Below are 15,624 nucleotides of genomic sequence, written 5' to 3'. Positions count from 1 at the left end.
GACCGCAACCACGGCTCAATGGGGTCCCGTGCCTTGAGTCGCGGACAGGCGACTCTCTCGTGTTGGGACCGCTCTGCCGGGCGTTTCCATTACAGGGCGAAGCTTGCCGCGATGCAAGAGGTCCCCCGCGGCGCAGAGCGTCAATATCCACCCCTTGCAACCGCACCCGCCGCCGATTCTTCCGCGTGAACCGGCGGCGGCCCGCGTCACGGGCCGATGCCGAGAGACTTCAGCTTCCGGTGCAGGGCCGAGCGCTCCATGCCGATGAATTCGGCGGTGCGGGAGATGTTGCCGGAGAAGCGCGCGATCTGCGCGATGAGGTATTCCCGCTCGAAGATCTCGCGGGCCTCGCGCAGCGCGAGGCTCATCAGCTTCTCGCCGCCCGCGCCCGTCGGCGTCGTCGGCACCAGCGCGCCGATCTCGGTCGGCAGCATCTCGGACGTGACCTCCTGCTCCGGATCGCTCTGGGTCAGGATCATCAGCCGCTCGACGTTGTTGCGCAGCTGACGCACGTTGCCGGGCCAGTCGTGGGACTGCAGCACCGCCATCGCGTCCTCGGCGATGCGCCGCCGCGGCAGGCCGGTGGCGGCCGAGATCTGCTCCATGAAGAAGGTGATCAGCTCCGGCACGTCCTCGCGCCGCTCGGCGAGCGAGGGAATCCGGATCGGCACCACCGAAAGACGGTGGAACAGATCCTCGCGGAAGCGGCCCGCTGCGATTTCTTCCGTCAAGTCTCGCGAGGACGACGAGATGATGCGCACGTCCACATGCACCCGTGCGGTGCCGCCGACGCGCTGGAAGTTCTGATCGACCAGGACGCGCAGGATCCGGCTCTGCGTTTCTTTCGGCATATCGGCGACTTCGTCGATGTAGAGGGAGCCGCCATGGGCCTCCTCCAGGGCGCCGACGCGCCGCACCCGGCCCTCGCCGCCCTCGACGCCGAACAGCTCGGCCTCCATCGTCTCGGGCGTGATGGTGGCCGCGTTGATGACGACGAAGGGACCGCTCGCCCGCGAGGAGGCGGCGTGCAGGGTGCGCGCCGAGAGTTCCTTGCCGGCGCCCGGCGCGCCCGAGATCATCACGCGGGCATTGGTCGGCGCCACGCGCTCGATGGTCTGGCGCAACTGGTTGACCGCCACCGAGGCGCCGACGATGCGGCTCGCCTGCCCTGAGCGGACCTTGAGGTCGCGCACCTCGCGCTTAAGGCGCGAGGCTTCAAGTGCTCGCTCGGCCACGAGGATCAGGCGGTCGGCCTTGAACGGCTTCTCGATGAAGTCGTAGGCGCCCGATTTGATCGCCGCGACTGCAGTCTCGATGTTGCCGTGGCCCGAGATCATCACCACCGGCAGGTCGGGATGGCCCGCCTTGATCAGGTCGAGCACCTGCAACCCGTCGAGGCGTGACCCCTGGAGCCAGATGTCGAGGAAGACGAGGTGGGGCCGGCGCGACTCGATCGCCGCCAGCGCCTCGTCGGAGCCCGCCGCCGTGCGGGTTCGGTGCCCCTCGTCGTCCAGGATGCCCGCGACGAGATCGCGGATGTCGGCCTCGTCGTCGACGATCAGAATGTCGGCGCTCATGGCTGCATCTCCGCGACGCGTCGCGCTTCCATGGCGTCCTCCGTGTTCTTGTCCATCTTTGTCCCGTCACGCGCGTCCGGCGCCGCGGAGCGACCCCGCTCCCCTCCCGCGCCGGTCCCGGAATTCTGTCCGTCCTGCCGCCCGACTTCCCGCGGCAGCCGCATGCGGACTTGGCCGCCGCGCCCCTCCGGGTTGTCGTTCAGCTCGATCCCCCCGCCATGCTCCTCGAGCACCTTGGAGACGATCGCGAGTCCGAGGCCGGTCCCGCCCTCGCGGGTCGTCATATAGGGTTCGAGCAGGCGCTGGCGCCCCTCTGCCGGAAAGCCTTTTCCGTTGTCGGTGACTTCGATCACCACGAAGGCATCCTCGACGACCAGCTTGAGCGCGACCCGGCCCTGTCCTCCGTCCGCCGTCAGCACTGCCTCGGGCACGGCCTGAACCGCCTCGACAGCGTTCTTGAGAATGTTCGTGAGCGCCTGAGAGAACAGCCGCACGTCGAAAGCCGCGATGACGCGTCCTTTCTCGTCTGCGCCGACCGTCTCGAAGGGGAAATCCAAGTCCGGATGGGCCATGCGCAGCATGAACAGGTTCTGACGCGCGATCTCGGCAAGATCCTGCTGCGTGATGGCCGGTTTGGGCATCCGGGCGAAGGAGGAGAACTCGTCCACCATCCGCTTGATCTCGTCCACTTGGCGCACGATCGTGGCGGTGCACTGCTCGAACACCTCCTTATCGGTGGTGATCACTTTTCCGTACTTGCGGCGGATACGCTCGGCCGAGAGCTGGATCGGAGTCAGCGGATTCTTGATCTCGTGGGCGATGCGGCGGGCCACGTCGGCCCAGGCGGAGGTGCGCTGCGCCGTAACCAGATCGGTGATGTCATCGAGCGTCACCACGTAACCCCGCGCCTCGCCCTGCGCCTGCTCGCTGGTGACCCGCACGGCGATGGTACGCTCTCGCCCGCCGCGCACGAGCTGGATCTGCTGCTGCAGGGCGCGCTGTCGACCCTCGGCCTCGGGGAACAAGGCGGCGATCTCCGGTACGACGCTCGTCAGGGGCTGGCCGACCAGCTCCTTGGCCGTGAGCCCGAGAGTGCGCTCCGCGCCCGGATTGGCGATGGTGATGACCCCGTCGGCATCGACGCCGAGCACGCCAGGCGACACACCCGAGAGGACGGCCTCGGTGAAGCGGCGACGGCGGTCGATCAGTTCGCTGGCCGCCCGCAATCCGTCGTGCTGGCGGCGCAACTCCTGCGTCATCGTGTTGAAGCTCTCGCCGAGATGGGCGAGGTCACCATCCGACTTGCGGGCCGGCACGCGGGCGTAAAAGTTGCCGGCGGCGACCTCGTCGGCGGCGTTGATGAGCCGGCGGATCGGGGCGACGAAGCGGTTGGCGAAGTTCAGCCCGAACCAGACCGCCGAGAGCAGCGTGATCAGCGCGATCAGGATGAAGACCGAGGCGAAGGCGATCTGCACATAGCGGCGCAGCTCGTCGTAGGTCAGGTACTCGGCCGCCGCCGCGCGGGCGACGCCGGGGAAGTCGATGGCGAGCTGGCTCACCTCGCGCTGCACCAGCAGCACGGCGTTGTCGTAGGCCGGCATCCGCATCAGCGCGGCGAAGACCCGGCCCTCGTTCGGCAGCAGGCAGATCGGATCGCTCGACTTCGCCGCATCCTCGAAGGCCGCCGCCGAGGGCAGCCGCGTCTGCTTGAGCACGTCGATGTTGGCGCGCGCCACCACCTCGTTCGGCCCGCGCATGATCTTGACGATCGGCAGGCCGAGCGCCTGCGCGCGGGTCGTCATGAAGTTCTCGAACCAATCGCGGTTCACGTCGAAGTTCGGCCGTGCGCGGGTTAGGTCGTCGGCGAAAATGCGGATCTCGCGCGCGAGCGACTGGCAGTGGTTCTCCTGGTAGGCGTCCGCGACCTGCACGGATTTCAGCACCACGTCGCGGACCCGGTCGGTGAATCCCAGCGACAGGCCGACATCGATCGTCACCGAGGCGACGATGGCGAGCAGGATCGTCGGCAGGATCGCGATCAGGCTGAACAGGCCGACGATGCGGGTGTGCAGCCGCGCCACCGAGGCGTGGGTGCGGCGGGCATGCAGGAAGACGCGCGCCTCCCAGGCGATCACCACCACGAGGGCGAGGACCAGAGCCGCATTGACCGAGAGAAGCGCGACGCCTGTGGTCGGCGTCCGCGTGATCTGGATGATGCCCGCCAGGATGAGGAAGGTGACCGAGGCGGAGATCAGCGCCGTGAGCACCACGGCCGCTCCGATCCACCCCGGCCCCCGCGGGGGCGAGTCGAACCGGCGCACCACCGCTTCCGCTCCGTCCTCCACGGACGGGGCATCGGTCGGCACCTTTTGAGAACGTCGCGACAGAAGCGGCATTGCTGATGCGGGGCCACAACAGTGTGGCGAAATTAATACGAATCAGGCCGGCGAGATCATCATCCTTGAAATCGGATCCAGGACGATGATCTCGCCTCTTGTTTTTGCATCGCCGTTTCCGAAGGCCCGTGGCCGCCTCTCGGGACGATGCTTCGGAAGTCCCGATCAGGCGGCCAGCGTGCCCCAACGGCGCAGGTCGCGGAAGCGGCGGCCGTCGGAAAAACGCACCGTCACACTCTCGGAGAGGCGACCCGCGGCATCAATCTTCAGGCTTTCCGGCCGCTCCAGCTCGTCGGCTCGCTCCAGAGCCGCTGCGACGGACATCGGCACAGGTTCGGCGCCGCCGAAGGCACGCCACCACAGCACCGCCTTCTCGCGGGAATGACCCGAATGTTCCAGGCAGACTTCGACCCGGCAACCGCCACCCCGCCAGCGCAGGGCCACTTCGAGCCGATCTGGTCCGGAGCCGCCCGGGCCGCGATCGAGGCACCAGCCAGTCACCTCGCGCCAGGGCGAGATTGACTCGGACAGGATCGGCAGGGCGTCCTCGGCGCTGGCGGCGTGGGGCACCTCCTCATCCTCCGCCTCCGGTTCGACCCAGCAGACCTCGCAAGTGCTGGCATTCAACGCGATCAACGCGCCGCAGCCTGGGCAGGGCTTCGCCCGCGCAAGCCCCGGGGCTGCCGGCCCGAGCGCCACGCTTCGGGCGCTCACCGCATCGACGGGGCCGTGCATCCGCACCAGCCCCGCATAATCGAGCACGATCGCGTCCGCCTTGCCCGGTGCCCGGCGCAGGGCCCGGCCGACCTGCTGCACGTAGAGCCCGGCCGATTGAGTCGGGCGCAGCAGAGCGATGAGATCGACTTCCGGCACATTGAAGCCCGTGGAGAGCACGCCGACCGAGACGAGGCAGCGGATTTTGCCCTCGCGGAAGTCGCGCACGATGCGGTCACGCTCGCGCTTTCCCATCTCGCCGGTCACCGTCTCGCAGGAGATCCCTTCCGCCCGGATCGCGTCGCGCACGGAGGCCGCGTGGGCGAGCCCGGCGCAGAAGGCGAGCCATGCCCGCCGCTCGCGCCCGTAGCCGACCATCTCCTCGACGGCGGCGCGGGTGATCCACTCGCGATTGACCGCCGCTTCCAGTGCCGAAGGGATGTAGTCGCCGCCGCGCTTGGGTACCCCCGACACGTCGAGGGCGAGGGCGGTCGCCTTGCAGACGAGGGGCGCGAGGAAACCCTGTTGGATCAAGTCGCCGACCAGCGACTCGTGGACGATGCGCTCGAACACCCTGCCCGGGCCCTCGTCGAGCCGGCCCGAATCCAGGCGGTAAGGCGTGGCGGTGAAGCCCGCGACCTTGAGAGCCGGGTTGCCGGCCCTCGCTGAAGCGAGGAATCGGCCGTAGCCGGTCTCGCTCGCGCGAGGCACGAGATGGGCCTCGTCGACGACGACGAGGTCGACGGCGCCGAACATCTCGGCCCGGTCGCGCACCGACTGGATCGAGCAGAAGGTGACCTGTGCGTCGGCCTCGCGCCGCCCGACGCCGGCCGAGAAGATGCCGGCGGGCGCGTCGGGCCAGTAGGCCAGCAGCTCGCCGTGGTTCTGCACCACGAGTTCACGGACATGGGTCAGGACGCAAATCCGTGCGCTCGGCGCCCGCGCCAACCATTCGCGGATCAGGGCAGCGATGACGAGCGCCTTTCCCGCGCCGGTCGGCAGCACGACGAGGCCGGGGCCGCCGCCCTGGTCCCAATGCCGATCAAGCGCGTCGAGGGCGGCACGCTGGTACTCACGGAGGCGCAGCATGGCGCGCCTTTAACGAAGCGCGGCCGTGGAGAACAGAGGAGAAACGCGGCGCATGGGGCTCAGAGTGATCGCGAGCTCGGTGCTCACGATATCCAAGAGACCCATCACCCTGTTACGGCGCGTCATTCCGGGTCGCTGATCAGCGAACCCGGACCCGAAGGGGCGCGCCGGACGCGTGCAATCCATCACCGGCCCCGATGCCCGGCTTCGGCGTTGCATCACGGGTGGGTTCCGGGTTCCGCTGCGCGGCCCCGGAACGACTGTGAAGGATCGGTTCGTTGGGAGTCGTCAATGCCGGACGGGGGGCTTCACCGCGAAGTGCGAAACACCTGCAGATCGAGATCCCGCACCTTCTTGCGCAGGGTGTTGCGGTTGACCCCCAGCAGTTCCGCCGCACGGATCTGGTTGCCGCGGGTGGCGGCGAGCGCCGCGCCGATCAGCGGCCCTTCGATCTCGCGCAGGATGCGGTGATAGAGGCCGGGTGGAGGCAGCGTGTCGCGGTAACCGGAAAAATAGTCGGCGAGGTGCCGCTCGACCGCGCCGGATAGCGTCTCGCTATCGGAGGCCCCATTCTTGCGCGCCGCGCCGCTGCCGTTGATGGCGGTGGGCTGGGCGAGCGGCAGGGTGTCGAGTTCCGCCTCGATCACCGGTCCGGTGATCGTCTCCTGCGGGTAGAGGGCGGCGAGACGGCGAACGAGATTTTCGAGTTCGCGCACGTTGCCGGGCCAGCGGTAGCGTTTCAGCCGCTCCATGGCGTCGGCGTCGAGGGTTTTTCGCGTAAGGCCCTCGCGCTCGACCAGCACGAAGAAGTGGCGGATCAGGTCCGGCACGTCCTCCGAGCGCTCGCGCAGGGCCGGCAGACGCAAGGGCACCACGTTCAGGCGGAAGAACAGGTCCTCGCGGAAGATGCCCTGCTGGATCGAGACGCGCAGATCCTTGTTGGTCGCAGCGATAATGCGAACGTTGGTCTTGATCGGTACGCGCCCACCGACCGTGGTGTACTCGCCCTGCTGAAGCACGCGCAGCAGCCGGGTCTGCGCCTCCATCGGCATGTCGCCGATCTCGTCGAGGAACAGCGTGCCGCCCTCCGCCTGCTCGAAACGGCCGGCCGAGCGGGAGAGCGCACCGGTAAAGGCGCCCTTCTCGTGGCCGAACAGCTCCGATTCGATCAGGTCGCGGGGAATCGCCGCCATGTTCACGGGCACGAACGGCCCGGTGCGGCGACGACCGTAATCGTGCAGCGCGCGGGCCACCAGCTCCTTGCCGGTGCCGGACTCGCCCGTGATCATCACGGTGAGGTCGGTCGGCATCAGGCGGGCGAGCGCCCGGTAGATCTCCTGCATGGCGGGCGAGCGTCCGACCAGCGGGATGTCCTCGTTCTCCGGCCCGGCACCGGGCGCGGGCGTGCCGCGGGGACGGGAGAGCGCGCGGCCGACGATCGCCGTCAGCTCCTTCAGGTCGAAGGGCTTGGGCAGGTACTCGTAGGCGCCGCGTTCCGACGCGCGGATCGCGGTCATGAAGGTGTTCTGCGCGCTCATGACGATGATCGGCAGTTCCGGCCGCACACGCTTGATGCGCGGCAAGAGGTCGAACACGTTCTCGTCGGGCATCATCACGTCGGTGATGACGAGGTCGCCCTCGCCCTGAGCGACCCAGCGCCAGAGCGTCGAGCAATTCGAGGTCGTGCGTACCTCGTAGCCGGCCCGGGAGAGGGCCTGGTTCAGCACGGTGCGGATCGCGGCGTCGTCGTCCGCGACGATGATGTGGCCGTTGGGCATGGCTCTCGACTCAGCGCTCCGCAGCCGATTCACGCCCGTCGCGGGCGCTCGACATGGGGAGCAGGATCCGGAAGGCGGTGCGGCGGGGAACGGGATCGCATTCGACGATGCCCCCATGATCGCCGACGATCTTGGCCACCAATGCAAGTCCGAGGCCGGATCCCTGCACCTTCGTGGTGACGAAGGGGTCGAACAGGTCGGACAGCATGTCGGGCGGGATGCCCGGCCCGTTGTCGCGTACCGCCACCTCGATGGGCAGGCTGACGCGCTCGCGCGAGCCGGGGATCTGAAGGCGTAGTCCCGTGCGGAAGGCGGTGGAGAGGGTGATCTCGCCCTCGACCGTGTCCGTGCCGATCGCCTCGGCCGCGTTCTTCACGAGGTTCAGGATCACCTGGATCAGCTGGTCACGGTTGCCGAGGACGGGCGGCAGTGAGGGGTCGTAGTTCTCGACGAAGCGGATATGGCGGGCAAAGCCGGACTGCGCGGAGCGCTTCACCTGATCGAGCACGCCGTGGACGTTGACGGGACCGCGCTCCACCGGTCGCTCGTCGCCGAACAGCTCCATGCGCTCGACGATACGCACGATCCGGTCCGACTCGTCGCAGATGAGTCGGGTGAGGAGGCGATCCTCTTCGTCGCGCTCCTGTTCGAGGAGTTGTGCCGCACCGCGGATGCCGGCGAGCGGGTTCTTGATCTCGTGGGCGAGCATGGCGCCGAGCGCGATCATCGAGCGGGCGGCGCCGCGATGGGTGAGCTGGCGGTTCATCTTGTCGGCGATGGTGCGCTCTTGGAGCATCAGCACCACGGAGTCATCCTCATCGCGAAGCGGCGTGGCGAAGACATCGACGCTGCGCTCCTGCCCCGAGCGCGGCTGGACCAGCTCGACTCGGTATTCGGACACGGAGGAGCGGCGGCGGCGCACCTCGGCGACGAGCGCGATGATCGGCGAGGAGAATGGGATGATGTCGCGAAGCCGTCCCCGCAGCATCAGCCGGGCGGAGGCGTCGAAGAACAGTTCGGCTGCGTGATTGACCCTTAGGATTCGCTCGTCCGGCCCGATGGTGAGAACCGGCAGCGGCAGCGAATTCAGCACCGCCTCGGCCGGCGGCAGCGATTCTGGAGCGGGCTCGTCGGAGAAGGGCATCAGGCCGCCTCGCCGAGGGGTGTCTTCGCCGCCCCGGCCGGTTCGAGAAAGGCACGCCGCAGGAGACGCAGCGCCTCCGCGGAGTCGTGAGTGGTGACGAGGCGGCGCCGGTCATCCGGTCTCAATCCACCGGCCTCATCGGCGTAGGCCGCCAGATGCTTGCGGGCATGGCGCACGCCCATCGCCGCGCCGTAGAGCGCGATCAGCCCCTCGTAATGCTCGGCGGCGATCGCCGCGCGCTGCTCGGCCGTGAGCGGCACGGCCGCGCGCCCGGCGAGCCCGGCGGCGATCTCGCCGACGAGCCAGGGACGGCCGACCGCCGCGCGCCCAACCATCACGCCCGCTGCACCGGATTGCGCGAGGCAGGCGCGGGCCTCGTCCAGGCTCGTCACGTCACCATTTGCGATAACGGGAATGCGCACCGCTTCGGCCACCGGCCGGATCGCCGACCAATCGGCCTGGCCCTTGTAGAATTGCTGCCGGGTACGACCGTGGACGGTCACCCCGTTCAACCCGAGCGTTTCGGCGCGACGCGCAAGTTCGGCGGCATTGAGGCTCGCGTGATCCCAGCCGAGCCGCATCTTCACGGTGACCGGCACATCCACCGCCCCGCGCACCGCCCCGAGCAAGCGTGTGGCGTGGTCGAGGTCACGCATCAGGGCCGAGCCGGATTCGCCGCCGGTCACGGTCTTGGCCGGGCAGCCCATGTTGATGTCGATGGCGTCCGCGCCGTTCGCCACGGCGATGCGAGCGGCCTGCGCCATCGGCTCGGGCGCGCAGCCGGCGAGCTGCACCACGTGCGGGTTCACGCCTGCGCCGTCGGCCCGGACCTGCGATTCGGCGTCGCCCTTCGCAAGTTCGGCCGCCGCAACCATCTCGGAAACGACGGCACTCGCGCCCAGCTGCTGCGTGAGGCGGCGCATATGGAGGTCGGTGACTCCCGACAGCGGCGCCAGCAGTACGGGTGGGCTTTCGCCCCCCCGGTCGTCAGCCCCGCGCAGCGCGCTTAAATAATGATCAGGTGTCATTGTGCACAAGAAATAGCCAAATGCCGGGCAGACGCAAGCGTCTTCGGCGTTTGCCTTCGCGCTTCTTGACGCATAAGGACGCGTCGACCCCCATCCATCCCCAGATGATTTCTGTTCGAGGCCCCAGCATGTCCGATGAAGCCGCGTGGCCGCATGCGAGTGGCTCCGGGGATGACACGGTGGCGGCGGTCGTCGTGGCGGCCGGGAAGGGCCTGCGCGTCGGTGGTGACCTGCCGAAGCAGTATCGCCGCGTCGGCGGTCGCGCGGTCCTAACGCGGACGCTGGCGGCGCTGGCGGCCTCCCCACGCATCGCCCGGATCCAGCCAGTGATTGCGCCGGACGCGCAGGACTTCTACCGCGAATGCCTCGCCGACCTCGAACCGGCTCTTCGTGAGAAGCTCGCCGAACCGGTGCCGGGCGGGGCGACACGCCAGCAATCGGTGGCGGCCGGACTCGAAGGGCTCGCGCGCGTAGGCGGACCCGACCTCGTACTCGTCCACGATGCGGCGCGGCCCTTCGTGGATGAGGCGCTCATCGCCCGCGCAATCGCGGCGGGGAGCCAGCACGGCGCATCGGTGCCGGGCGTCGCGGTCTCCGATACGATCAAGCTCGTGGAGGAGATCGCGCCGGGCATCGGCCGCGTTCAGGAGACCCCGGCCCGCGAAAATCTCCGCGCGGTGCAGACGCCGCAGAGCTTCCGCTTCGGTCTGCTCCTCGACGCCCATCGCCGGGCGTTGGCCGAAGGACGCGACGGCTTCACCGACGACGGAGCGCTCGCCGAATGGGCCGGACTGCCGGTCGTGGTGTTCGAGGGCGACGCGCGAAACCGCAAGATCACCCAGGCCGCGGACTTGGTCGAGGCCGATCGGGCATTTTCCGACCGGGCTTTCTCTGCCACGGCACCCGCGATATCTGATGACCCCATGACCACTTACGTGACCCGCCTCGGCACCGGCTTCGACGTCCACGCCTTCACGGAGGGCGACCATGTCTGGCTCGGCGGCGTGAAGATCCCCGCCGACCGGGGCGTGCTCGCCCATTCCGACGGCGACGTGGCCCTGCACGCGCTCACCGACGCGCTGCTCGGCGCCATCGCCGACGGCGATATCGGCACCCATTTCCCGCCCTCCGACGAGAAGTGGCGCGGGGCGGCCTCCGACCAGTTCCTGGCCCATGCCTGCGAGCTGGTACGGGCGCGCGGCGGCAAGATCGACCACCTCGACGTGACCGTGCTGGCGGAGGCGCCCCGCATCGGTGCGCATCGCGAAGCGATCCGCCAGCGCATCGCCGAGGTGGCTGGCGTGCCGCTCTCCTCGGTGTCGATCAAGGCGACGACGACGGAAAAACTCGGCTTCGTCGGCCGCGCCGAGGGGCTTGCCGCCCAGGCCGCCGCCACGGTGCGCCTGCCGGAGGTCTGTGCGGAGCTGGAGACCGAGGCGGAGACCAACGAGCGCCGCTCGTGATCGCCGACGCCGCCCTGCTCGCCCGCGCCGAGGTGCTGGTGCGGGCCTACGCGGCGGCGGGCCTTAAAATTGCGACGGCCGAGTCCTGCAGCGGCGGTCTTGTCGCCGGATTGCTCACGGCGGTAGCCGGCTCCTCCGCGGTGGTGGAGCGGGGTTTCGTGACCTACTCCAACGAGGCGAAGGTCGAGTCGATCGGCGTACCGATAGACCTCATCACGGCGCACGGCGCAGTGAGCGAGCCTGTGGCCCGCGCCATGGCGGAGGGCGCGCTCAAGGCGTCACGGGCCGACGTTACGGTCTCGATTACCGGCATTGCAGGGCCGGGCGGCGGCAGCGACGCCAAGCCGATCGGGCTGGTGCATTTCGGGCTTGCGGCGAAGGGCGGAGCCACCCGCCACGTCGAGCGGCGCTTCGGCGATCCGGGCCGGACGGAGATCCGCCGCCTTTCGGTAGCTCAAGCTGTGGAGTTGCTGGAGGAGGCGGTTGGTCTCCGCAGTCATCGCGAGCCGAATGGCGAAGCGATCCAGCACCGCGACATCCCCGGATAGGGCCAGCGCTGGATTGCTTCGGCTCCGCCTCGCAACGACGCTCGCCCCTATCCCAGCAATTGGTCCAGCGTGATCGGCGTCTTGCGCACTCTGATCCCCGTCGCGTGATACACCGCGTTGGCGATGGCGCCGGCCGTGCCGGTGATACCGATTTCGCCGACGCCCTTGATGCCGAGCGGGTTCACGTGCGGGTCGTGCTCGTCCACGAGGATGGCATCGATCGACGGCACGTCGGCATTCACCGGCACGTGGTACTCGCCGAGATTGGCGTTCATCACGCGGCCCGAGCGAGGATCGACTACGGCCTTCTCGTGGAGCGCGAAGGACACGCCCCAGATCATGCCGCCGTAATACTGGCTCGTGACGAGGCGCGGGTTGACGACGCGGCCAGCGGCAAAGGCGCCGACGAGGCGGGTTACGCGGATCTGACCGAGATCGGGATCAATGCTGACCTCGGCGAAGACCGCGCCGTGGGCGTGCATGGCGTAGGCTTCGCGGGAGGCCGGGTCGGGGGCGCCCTGTCCTTGCGCCGAGACGGAGGTCCGGCCGGCCCGGTTCAGGATCTCGGAGAACGCCTCGCTGCGTCCCTCGTCGTCCCGGCGCACCAGCCGGCCGCCGCGGGCGTAAACGCCGGCATTGCCGGCCCCGTAGAGGGGCGAGCGCTCGTCGTTGGTGGCGAGGTCGGCGAGTTGCGCGAGCACCGCGGCGGCGGCGGAATGGATCGCTGTGCCGGCGGTAGCCGTGTGGGCAGAGCCGCCAGCGATGCCGGCATTCGGCAGGTCCGAGGTGCCGCTCTGGAAATCGAGCCGGTCGAGGTCGATTCCGAGGCCATCGGCGGCGATCTGTGCCAGCGCGGTCCAGGCGCCCTGCCCCATGTCGTGAGCGCCGAGGGCCACCGTGCCGGTGCCGTCGGCCCGGATCTCGGCCCGCGCCTCTGCCTGCATCATCAGAGCAGGGAACAGGGCCGTGCCCATGCCATAACCGATGAGGCGGCCGGCGGAATCGCGCATGGAACGAGGGACCGGGCCGCGCTTGTCCCACCCGAAGCGAGCGGCGCCCTGCGCGTAGCACTCTCGCAGGGCTTTCGAAGAGAAGGGCCGGCCGGAGATCGGTTCGGATTCGGCGTAGTTCCGCAGCCGGAATTCAAGCGGATCGAGGCCGCAGGCTTCCGCCATCTCGTCGATGGCGCCCTCCAGCGCGACGCTGCCCGAAGCCTCGCCGGGCGCGCGCATGAAGAGCGGCGTGCCGGTATCGACCCGCACGCCGGAATGGCGTGTCGAGACTGCGGGCGCGGCATAGAGGTAGCGGGAAATGGCGCTGGCCGGCTCGTAGAACTCGTCGAAGCGGCTCGTCGCGGTCAGAGTGTGGTGGTCGAGGGCGGTCAGCGCTCCGGAGGCGTCAGTGCCGAGCCGGAGCGTCTGGCGCGTCTCGGCGCGGTGGCCGACGGGACCGAACATCTGCTCCCGGCGCAGCACGAGCTTCACCGGGCGGCCGACGAGCTTGGCCGCCATCACGCCGAGAACCTGGGGACCGGAGAGGAAGCCCTTCGAGCCGAAGCCGCCGCCGAGATAGGGCGAGCGGACCAGAATGCTCTTTGGGTCGAGGCCGAACAGGCCGGCAAGCCGCATCTTGGCCATGGCCAATCCCTGACTCGGCGTGTCGACGATGAGCCGGTCGCCGTCCCACTGCGCCACGATGGCGTGGGGTTCGAGGGCGTTGTGATACTGCGCCGCCGTCTCGTATGTCGTCTCAACCCGGCGCTCGGCCTGATCCAGCCCGGCCTCGACATCACCGCGGGACACGATCGCCTTGTCGCCCGCGCCGACGCCCTCGGGCTCCTGCGGTTCGCCGGCATCGAGCCCGATCTGCGGCGGATCCACCTCGTAGCGCGGGGCCAGCAACTCGGCGCCCTCGGTCGCAGCCTCCAGCGTCTCGGCAATCACTACCGCGATCGGCTGGTGGGCGTAGCGGACCCGGTCGTTCTGCAGCAGGTCCAGCCTGAACATGAAGGGGTTGTGCTTCGCGTCCGGGTCCTGGGCGAGCCTCGGGGCGTTGGTGCCCGTCATCACCTCGACCACGCCCGAATGGGCCTTGGCCGCGGCGACGTCGAGGCTGGCCACCCGGCCGCGGGCGATGCGGCTCACCGCCACCACCGCGTGGAGTAGCCCCTCCGGCCGGTTATCGGCGGCGTAGGTCGCCGCTCCGGTGACCTTGAGGAACCCGTCGCGGCGGGTGAGCGGCTGCCCGATGCTCGACCCGTGCCGGGCCTGCTCGTAGGCGATGTCAGGCATGGAGCGCGTCTCCCGAGAAGGCGGAGGCCGGAAGCGCCGGCATGCGCTCCGGTGTGCCTGCGGCGGCAAGCGTCAGCGCCCGTACGATCAGGCGGCGGGCCAGCTCGATCTTGTAGGCATTGTCGCCGGAGGGATGGGCATCGGCCAGGGTCGCATCGGCCGCCTCTCCGAAACTCCGCTCGTTCGGCTCCGCGCCGGCCAGCACCGCCTCCGTCGCGCGGGCGCGCCACGGCTTGAGAGCGACGCCGCCGAGCGCGACCCGCGCCTCGCCGATCCGCCCGCCCTCGAACCGCAGCGAGGCCGCGGCCGAGACCACGGCAAAGGCGTAGGAGGTGCGGTCGCGGACCTTGAGGTAGCGGGAATGCGCGGCGAAACCCGCGGCCTCCGGCGGCAGTCGCAGGGCGACGATGAGGTCGCCGGGCGCCAGCACCGTCTCCCGGTCCGGCCGGCTATCCGGAAGCCGGTAGAGTGCTTCGAGCGGCACGTCGCGGGCGCCAGCCTTGCCCTCGATCTCCACCACCGCGTCGAGCGAGACCAGCGGAACGCAGAAGTCGGACGGATGCGTCGCGATGCAGTGCTCGCTCCAGCCGAGCACGGCATGGAGCCGCGTTTCGCCGCTGCGGGCGTCGCAGCCGGCTCCGGGATCGCGCTTGTTGCAGGCGCTGGCGGGATCGTAGAAGTAGGGGCAGCGGGTCCGCTGCAGCAGGTTGCCGGCGACGGTTGCGGCATTGCGCAACTGCGCCGATGCGCCGGATAGCAGCGCTTCGGCCACGGCCGGGTGCGTTCTCGCAAAGTCCGGATCGTAGGCGAGGTCACTGTTGCGCACGAGGGCGCCGATGCGCACTCCGCCACCGGGCAGGTGCTCGATCCGGTCGAGGCCCGGCAGATGCGTGACGTCCACGAGCCGTCCGGGGCGCGCGATATTGCCCTTCATCAGGTCGAGCAGGTTGGTGCCGGCAGCGAGATAGGCAGCGCCCGGCTCGGCTGCCGCCGCGACGGCCTCGGCGACGCTGCCCGCGCGGACGTAGTCGAAGCGGTTCACGCGGCGCCTCCCTGACCTGGGCCGGCCATGCGCGCCTGCGCGTCGAGGACGGCCTGAGTGATGCCGATATAGGCCCCGCAGCGGCAGAGATTGCCGCTCATTCCCTCGCGCACCCGCTCAGGGTCGTCGCCCGCACGTCCCTCGTGGATCAATCCGACGGCGCTCATGATCTGCCCCGGCGTGCAGAAGCCGCACTGGAAGCCATCATGCTCGATGAAGGCAGCCTGGACCGGGTGAAGCGGCTCGCCCGGTGCCAAACTGTGAGCCAAGCCTTCAATGGTCAGAACGTCAGCGCCGTCGAGGCTCAAGGCGAGGGCGAGGCAGGAATTGACCCGGCGACCGTCCACGAGGACGGTGCAGGCGCCGCACTGGCCCCGGTCGCAGCCCTTCTTCGAACCGGTGAGGCCGAGCCGTTCGCGTAAGAGATCGAGGAGGGTGACGCGCGGATCGTCGAGTTCGATCGCGCGGGGCTGACCGTTGACGGTCAGCGTCAGACGAAACGTCATGCGGAGACGGCTCCCGGGCTCGCTTCCTGTCTGGAAGCTTTTCAATTA

At 69.2% G+C, this 15,624-nt stretch carries 11 protein-coding genes; 2 read left to right on the top strand and 9 right to left on the bottom strand.

Annotated features, from left to right (window positions below):
* Window positions 1–206: 206 nt before the first annotated feature.
* From FHU13_RS02305 to dusB, 6 genes are all read right to left on the bottom strand, one after another.
* On the bottom strand, window positions 207–1,577 hold the full coding sequence (locus FHU13_RS02305; protein ID WP_017486084.1) for a sigma-54-dependent transcriptional regulator: 1,371 nt from the start codon (window positions 1,575–1,577) through the stop codon (window positions 207–209).
* Window positions 1,574–3,973, bottom strand: a complete 2,400-nt coding sequence (locus tag FHU13_RS02300) for a sensor histidine kinase (RefSeq protein WP_183434224.1) — start codon at window positions 3,971–3,973, stop codon at window positions 1,574–1,576. The genes FHU13_RS02305 and FHU13_RS02300 overlap by 4 nt, the downstream gene beginning before the upstream one ends.
* A 165-nt stretch (window positions 3,974–4,138) precedes the next feature.
* The gene (locus tag FHU13_RS02295) at window positions 4,139–5,776 is read right to left on the bottom strand and encodes a DEAD/DEAH box helicase (RefSeq protein ID WP_183434223.1); all 1,638 of its coding nucleotides are present in this window, start codon (window positions 5,774–5,776) and stop codon (window positions 4,139–4,141) included.
* A gap of 308 nt (window positions 5,777–6,084) precedes the next feature.
* Window positions 6,085–7,554, bottom strand: a complete 1,470-nt coding sequence (gene ntrC / locus FHU13_RS02290; RefSeq protein ID WP_183434222.1) for a nitrogen regulation protein NR(I) — start codon at window positions 7,552–7,554, stop codon at window positions 6,085–6,087.
* Window positions 7,555–7,564: 10 nt separating this feature from the next.
* On the bottom strand, window positions 7,565–8,698 hold the full coding sequence (locus tag FHU13_RS02285) for a nitrogen regulation protein NR(II) (protein WP_183434221.1): 1,134 nt from the start codon (window positions 8,696–8,698) through the stop codon (window positions 7,565–7,567).
* A complete protein-coding gene (dusB, locus tag FHU13_RS02280) occupies window positions 8,698–9,726 on the bottom strand; it encodes a tRNA dihydrouridine synthase DusB (protein ID WP_183434220.1) in 1,029 nt (342 codons plus the stop codon). The genes FHU13_RS02285 and dusB overlap by 1 nt, the downstream gene beginning before the upstream one ends.
* Window positions 9,727–9,854: 128 nt before the next feature.
* Between dusB and FHU13_RS02275 the strand changes: the two genes are divergently transcribed.
* Complete coding sequence (locus tag FHU13_RS02275) at window positions 9,855–11,189, top strand: bifunctional 2-C-methyl-D-erythritol 4-phosphate cytidylyltransferase/2-C-methyl-D-erythritol 2,4-cyclodiphosphate synthase (protein ID WP_183434219.1); 1,335 nt, start codon at window positions 9,855–9,857, stop codon at window positions 11,187–11,189.
* On the top strand, window positions 11,186–11,737 hold the full coding sequence (locus FHU13_RS02270; protein WP_183434218.1) for a CinA family protein: 552 nt from the start codon (window positions 11,186–11,188) through the stop codon (window positions 11,735–11,737). The genes FHU13_RS02275 and FHU13_RS02270 overlap by 4 nt, the downstream gene beginning before the upstream one ends.
* A 47-nt stretch (window positions 11,738–11,784) precedes the next feature.
* On the opposite strand, the gene FHU13_RS02265 is transcribed toward FHU13_RS02270, so the two are convergent.
* The 3 genes from FHU13_RS02265 to FHU13_RS02255 are packed head-to-tail and all read right to left on the bottom strand — an operon-like array spanning window position 11,785 to window position 15,576.
* A complete protein-coding gene (locus FHU13_RS02265) occupies window positions 11,785–14,028 on the bottom strand; it encodes a xanthine dehydrogenase family protein molybdopterin-binding subunit (protein WP_183434217.1) in 2,244 nt (747 codons plus the stop codon).
* Complete coding sequence (locus FHU13_RS02260; protein ID WP_183434216.1) at window positions 14,021–15,070, bottom strand: xanthine dehydrogenase family protein subunit M; 1,050 nt, start codon at window positions 15,068–15,070, stop codon at window positions 14,021–14,023. Before FHU13_RS02260 ends, FHU13_RS02265 begins: the two co-directional genes overlap by 8 nt.
* Window positions 15,067–15,576, bottom strand: coding sequence for a (2Fe-2S)-binding protein (locus FHU13_RS02255; protein ID WP_183434215.1), 510 nt, complete (start codon window positions 15,574–15,576; stop codon window positions 15,067–15,069). Before FHU13_RS02255 ends, FHU13_RS02260 begins: the two co-directional genes overlap by 4 nt.
* Window positions 15,577–15,624: the final 48 nt, after the last annotated feature.

Origin of the sequence: Methylobacterium sp. R2-1 (assembly GCF_014191355.1) — a bacterium.
Taxonomy (GTDB): Bacteria; Pseudomonadota; Alphaproteobacteria; order Rhizobiales; family Beijerinckiaceae; genus Methylobacterium.
The sequence above is the reverse complement of the archived record's forward strand: the minus strand, read 5'-3'. Positions and strand labels throughout refer to the sequence as shown.

What these genes read in the sequence shown, in the direction of transcription:
- FHU13_RS02305 (WP_017486084.1), bottom strand. Translation starts at nt 1,577, where the DNA reads ATGAGCGCCGACATTCTGATCGTCGACGACGAGGCCGACATCCGCGAT.
- FHU13_RS02300 (WP_183434224.1), bottom strand. Translation starts at nt 3,973, where the DNA reads ATGCCGCTTCTGTCGCGACGTTCTCAAAAGGTGCCGACCGATGCCCCG.
- FHU13_RS02295 (WP_183434223.1), bottom strand. Translation starts at nt 5,776, where the DNA reads ATGCTGCGCCTCCGTGAGTACCAGCGTGCCGCCCTCGACGCGCTTGAT.
- ntrC (WP_183434222.1), bottom strand. Translation starts at nt 7,554, where the DNA reads ATGCCCAACGGCCACATCATCGTCGCGGACGACGACGCCGCGATCCGC.
- FHU13_RS02285 (WP_183434221.1), bottom strand. Translation starts at nt 8,698, where the DNA reads ATGCCCTTCTCCGACGAGCCCGCTCCAGAATCGCTGCCGCCGGCCGAG.
- dusB (WP_183434220.1), bottom strand. Translation starts at nt 9,726, where the DNA reads ATGACACCTGATCATTATTTAAGCGCGCTGCGCGGGGCTGACGACCGG.
- FHU13_RS02275 (WP_183434219.1), top strand. Translation starts at nt 9,855, where the DNA reads ATGTCCGATGAAGCCGCGTGGCCGCATGCGAGTGGCTCCGGGGATGAC.
- FHU13_RS02265 (WP_183434217.1), bottom strand. Translation starts at nt 14,028, where the DNA reads ATGCCTGACATCGCCTACGAGCAGGCCCGGCACGGGTCGAGCATCGGG.
- FHU13_RS02255 (WP_183434215.1), bottom strand. Translation starts at nt 15,576, where the DNA reads ATGACGTTTCGTCTGACGCTGACCGTCAACGGTCAGCCCCGCGCGATC.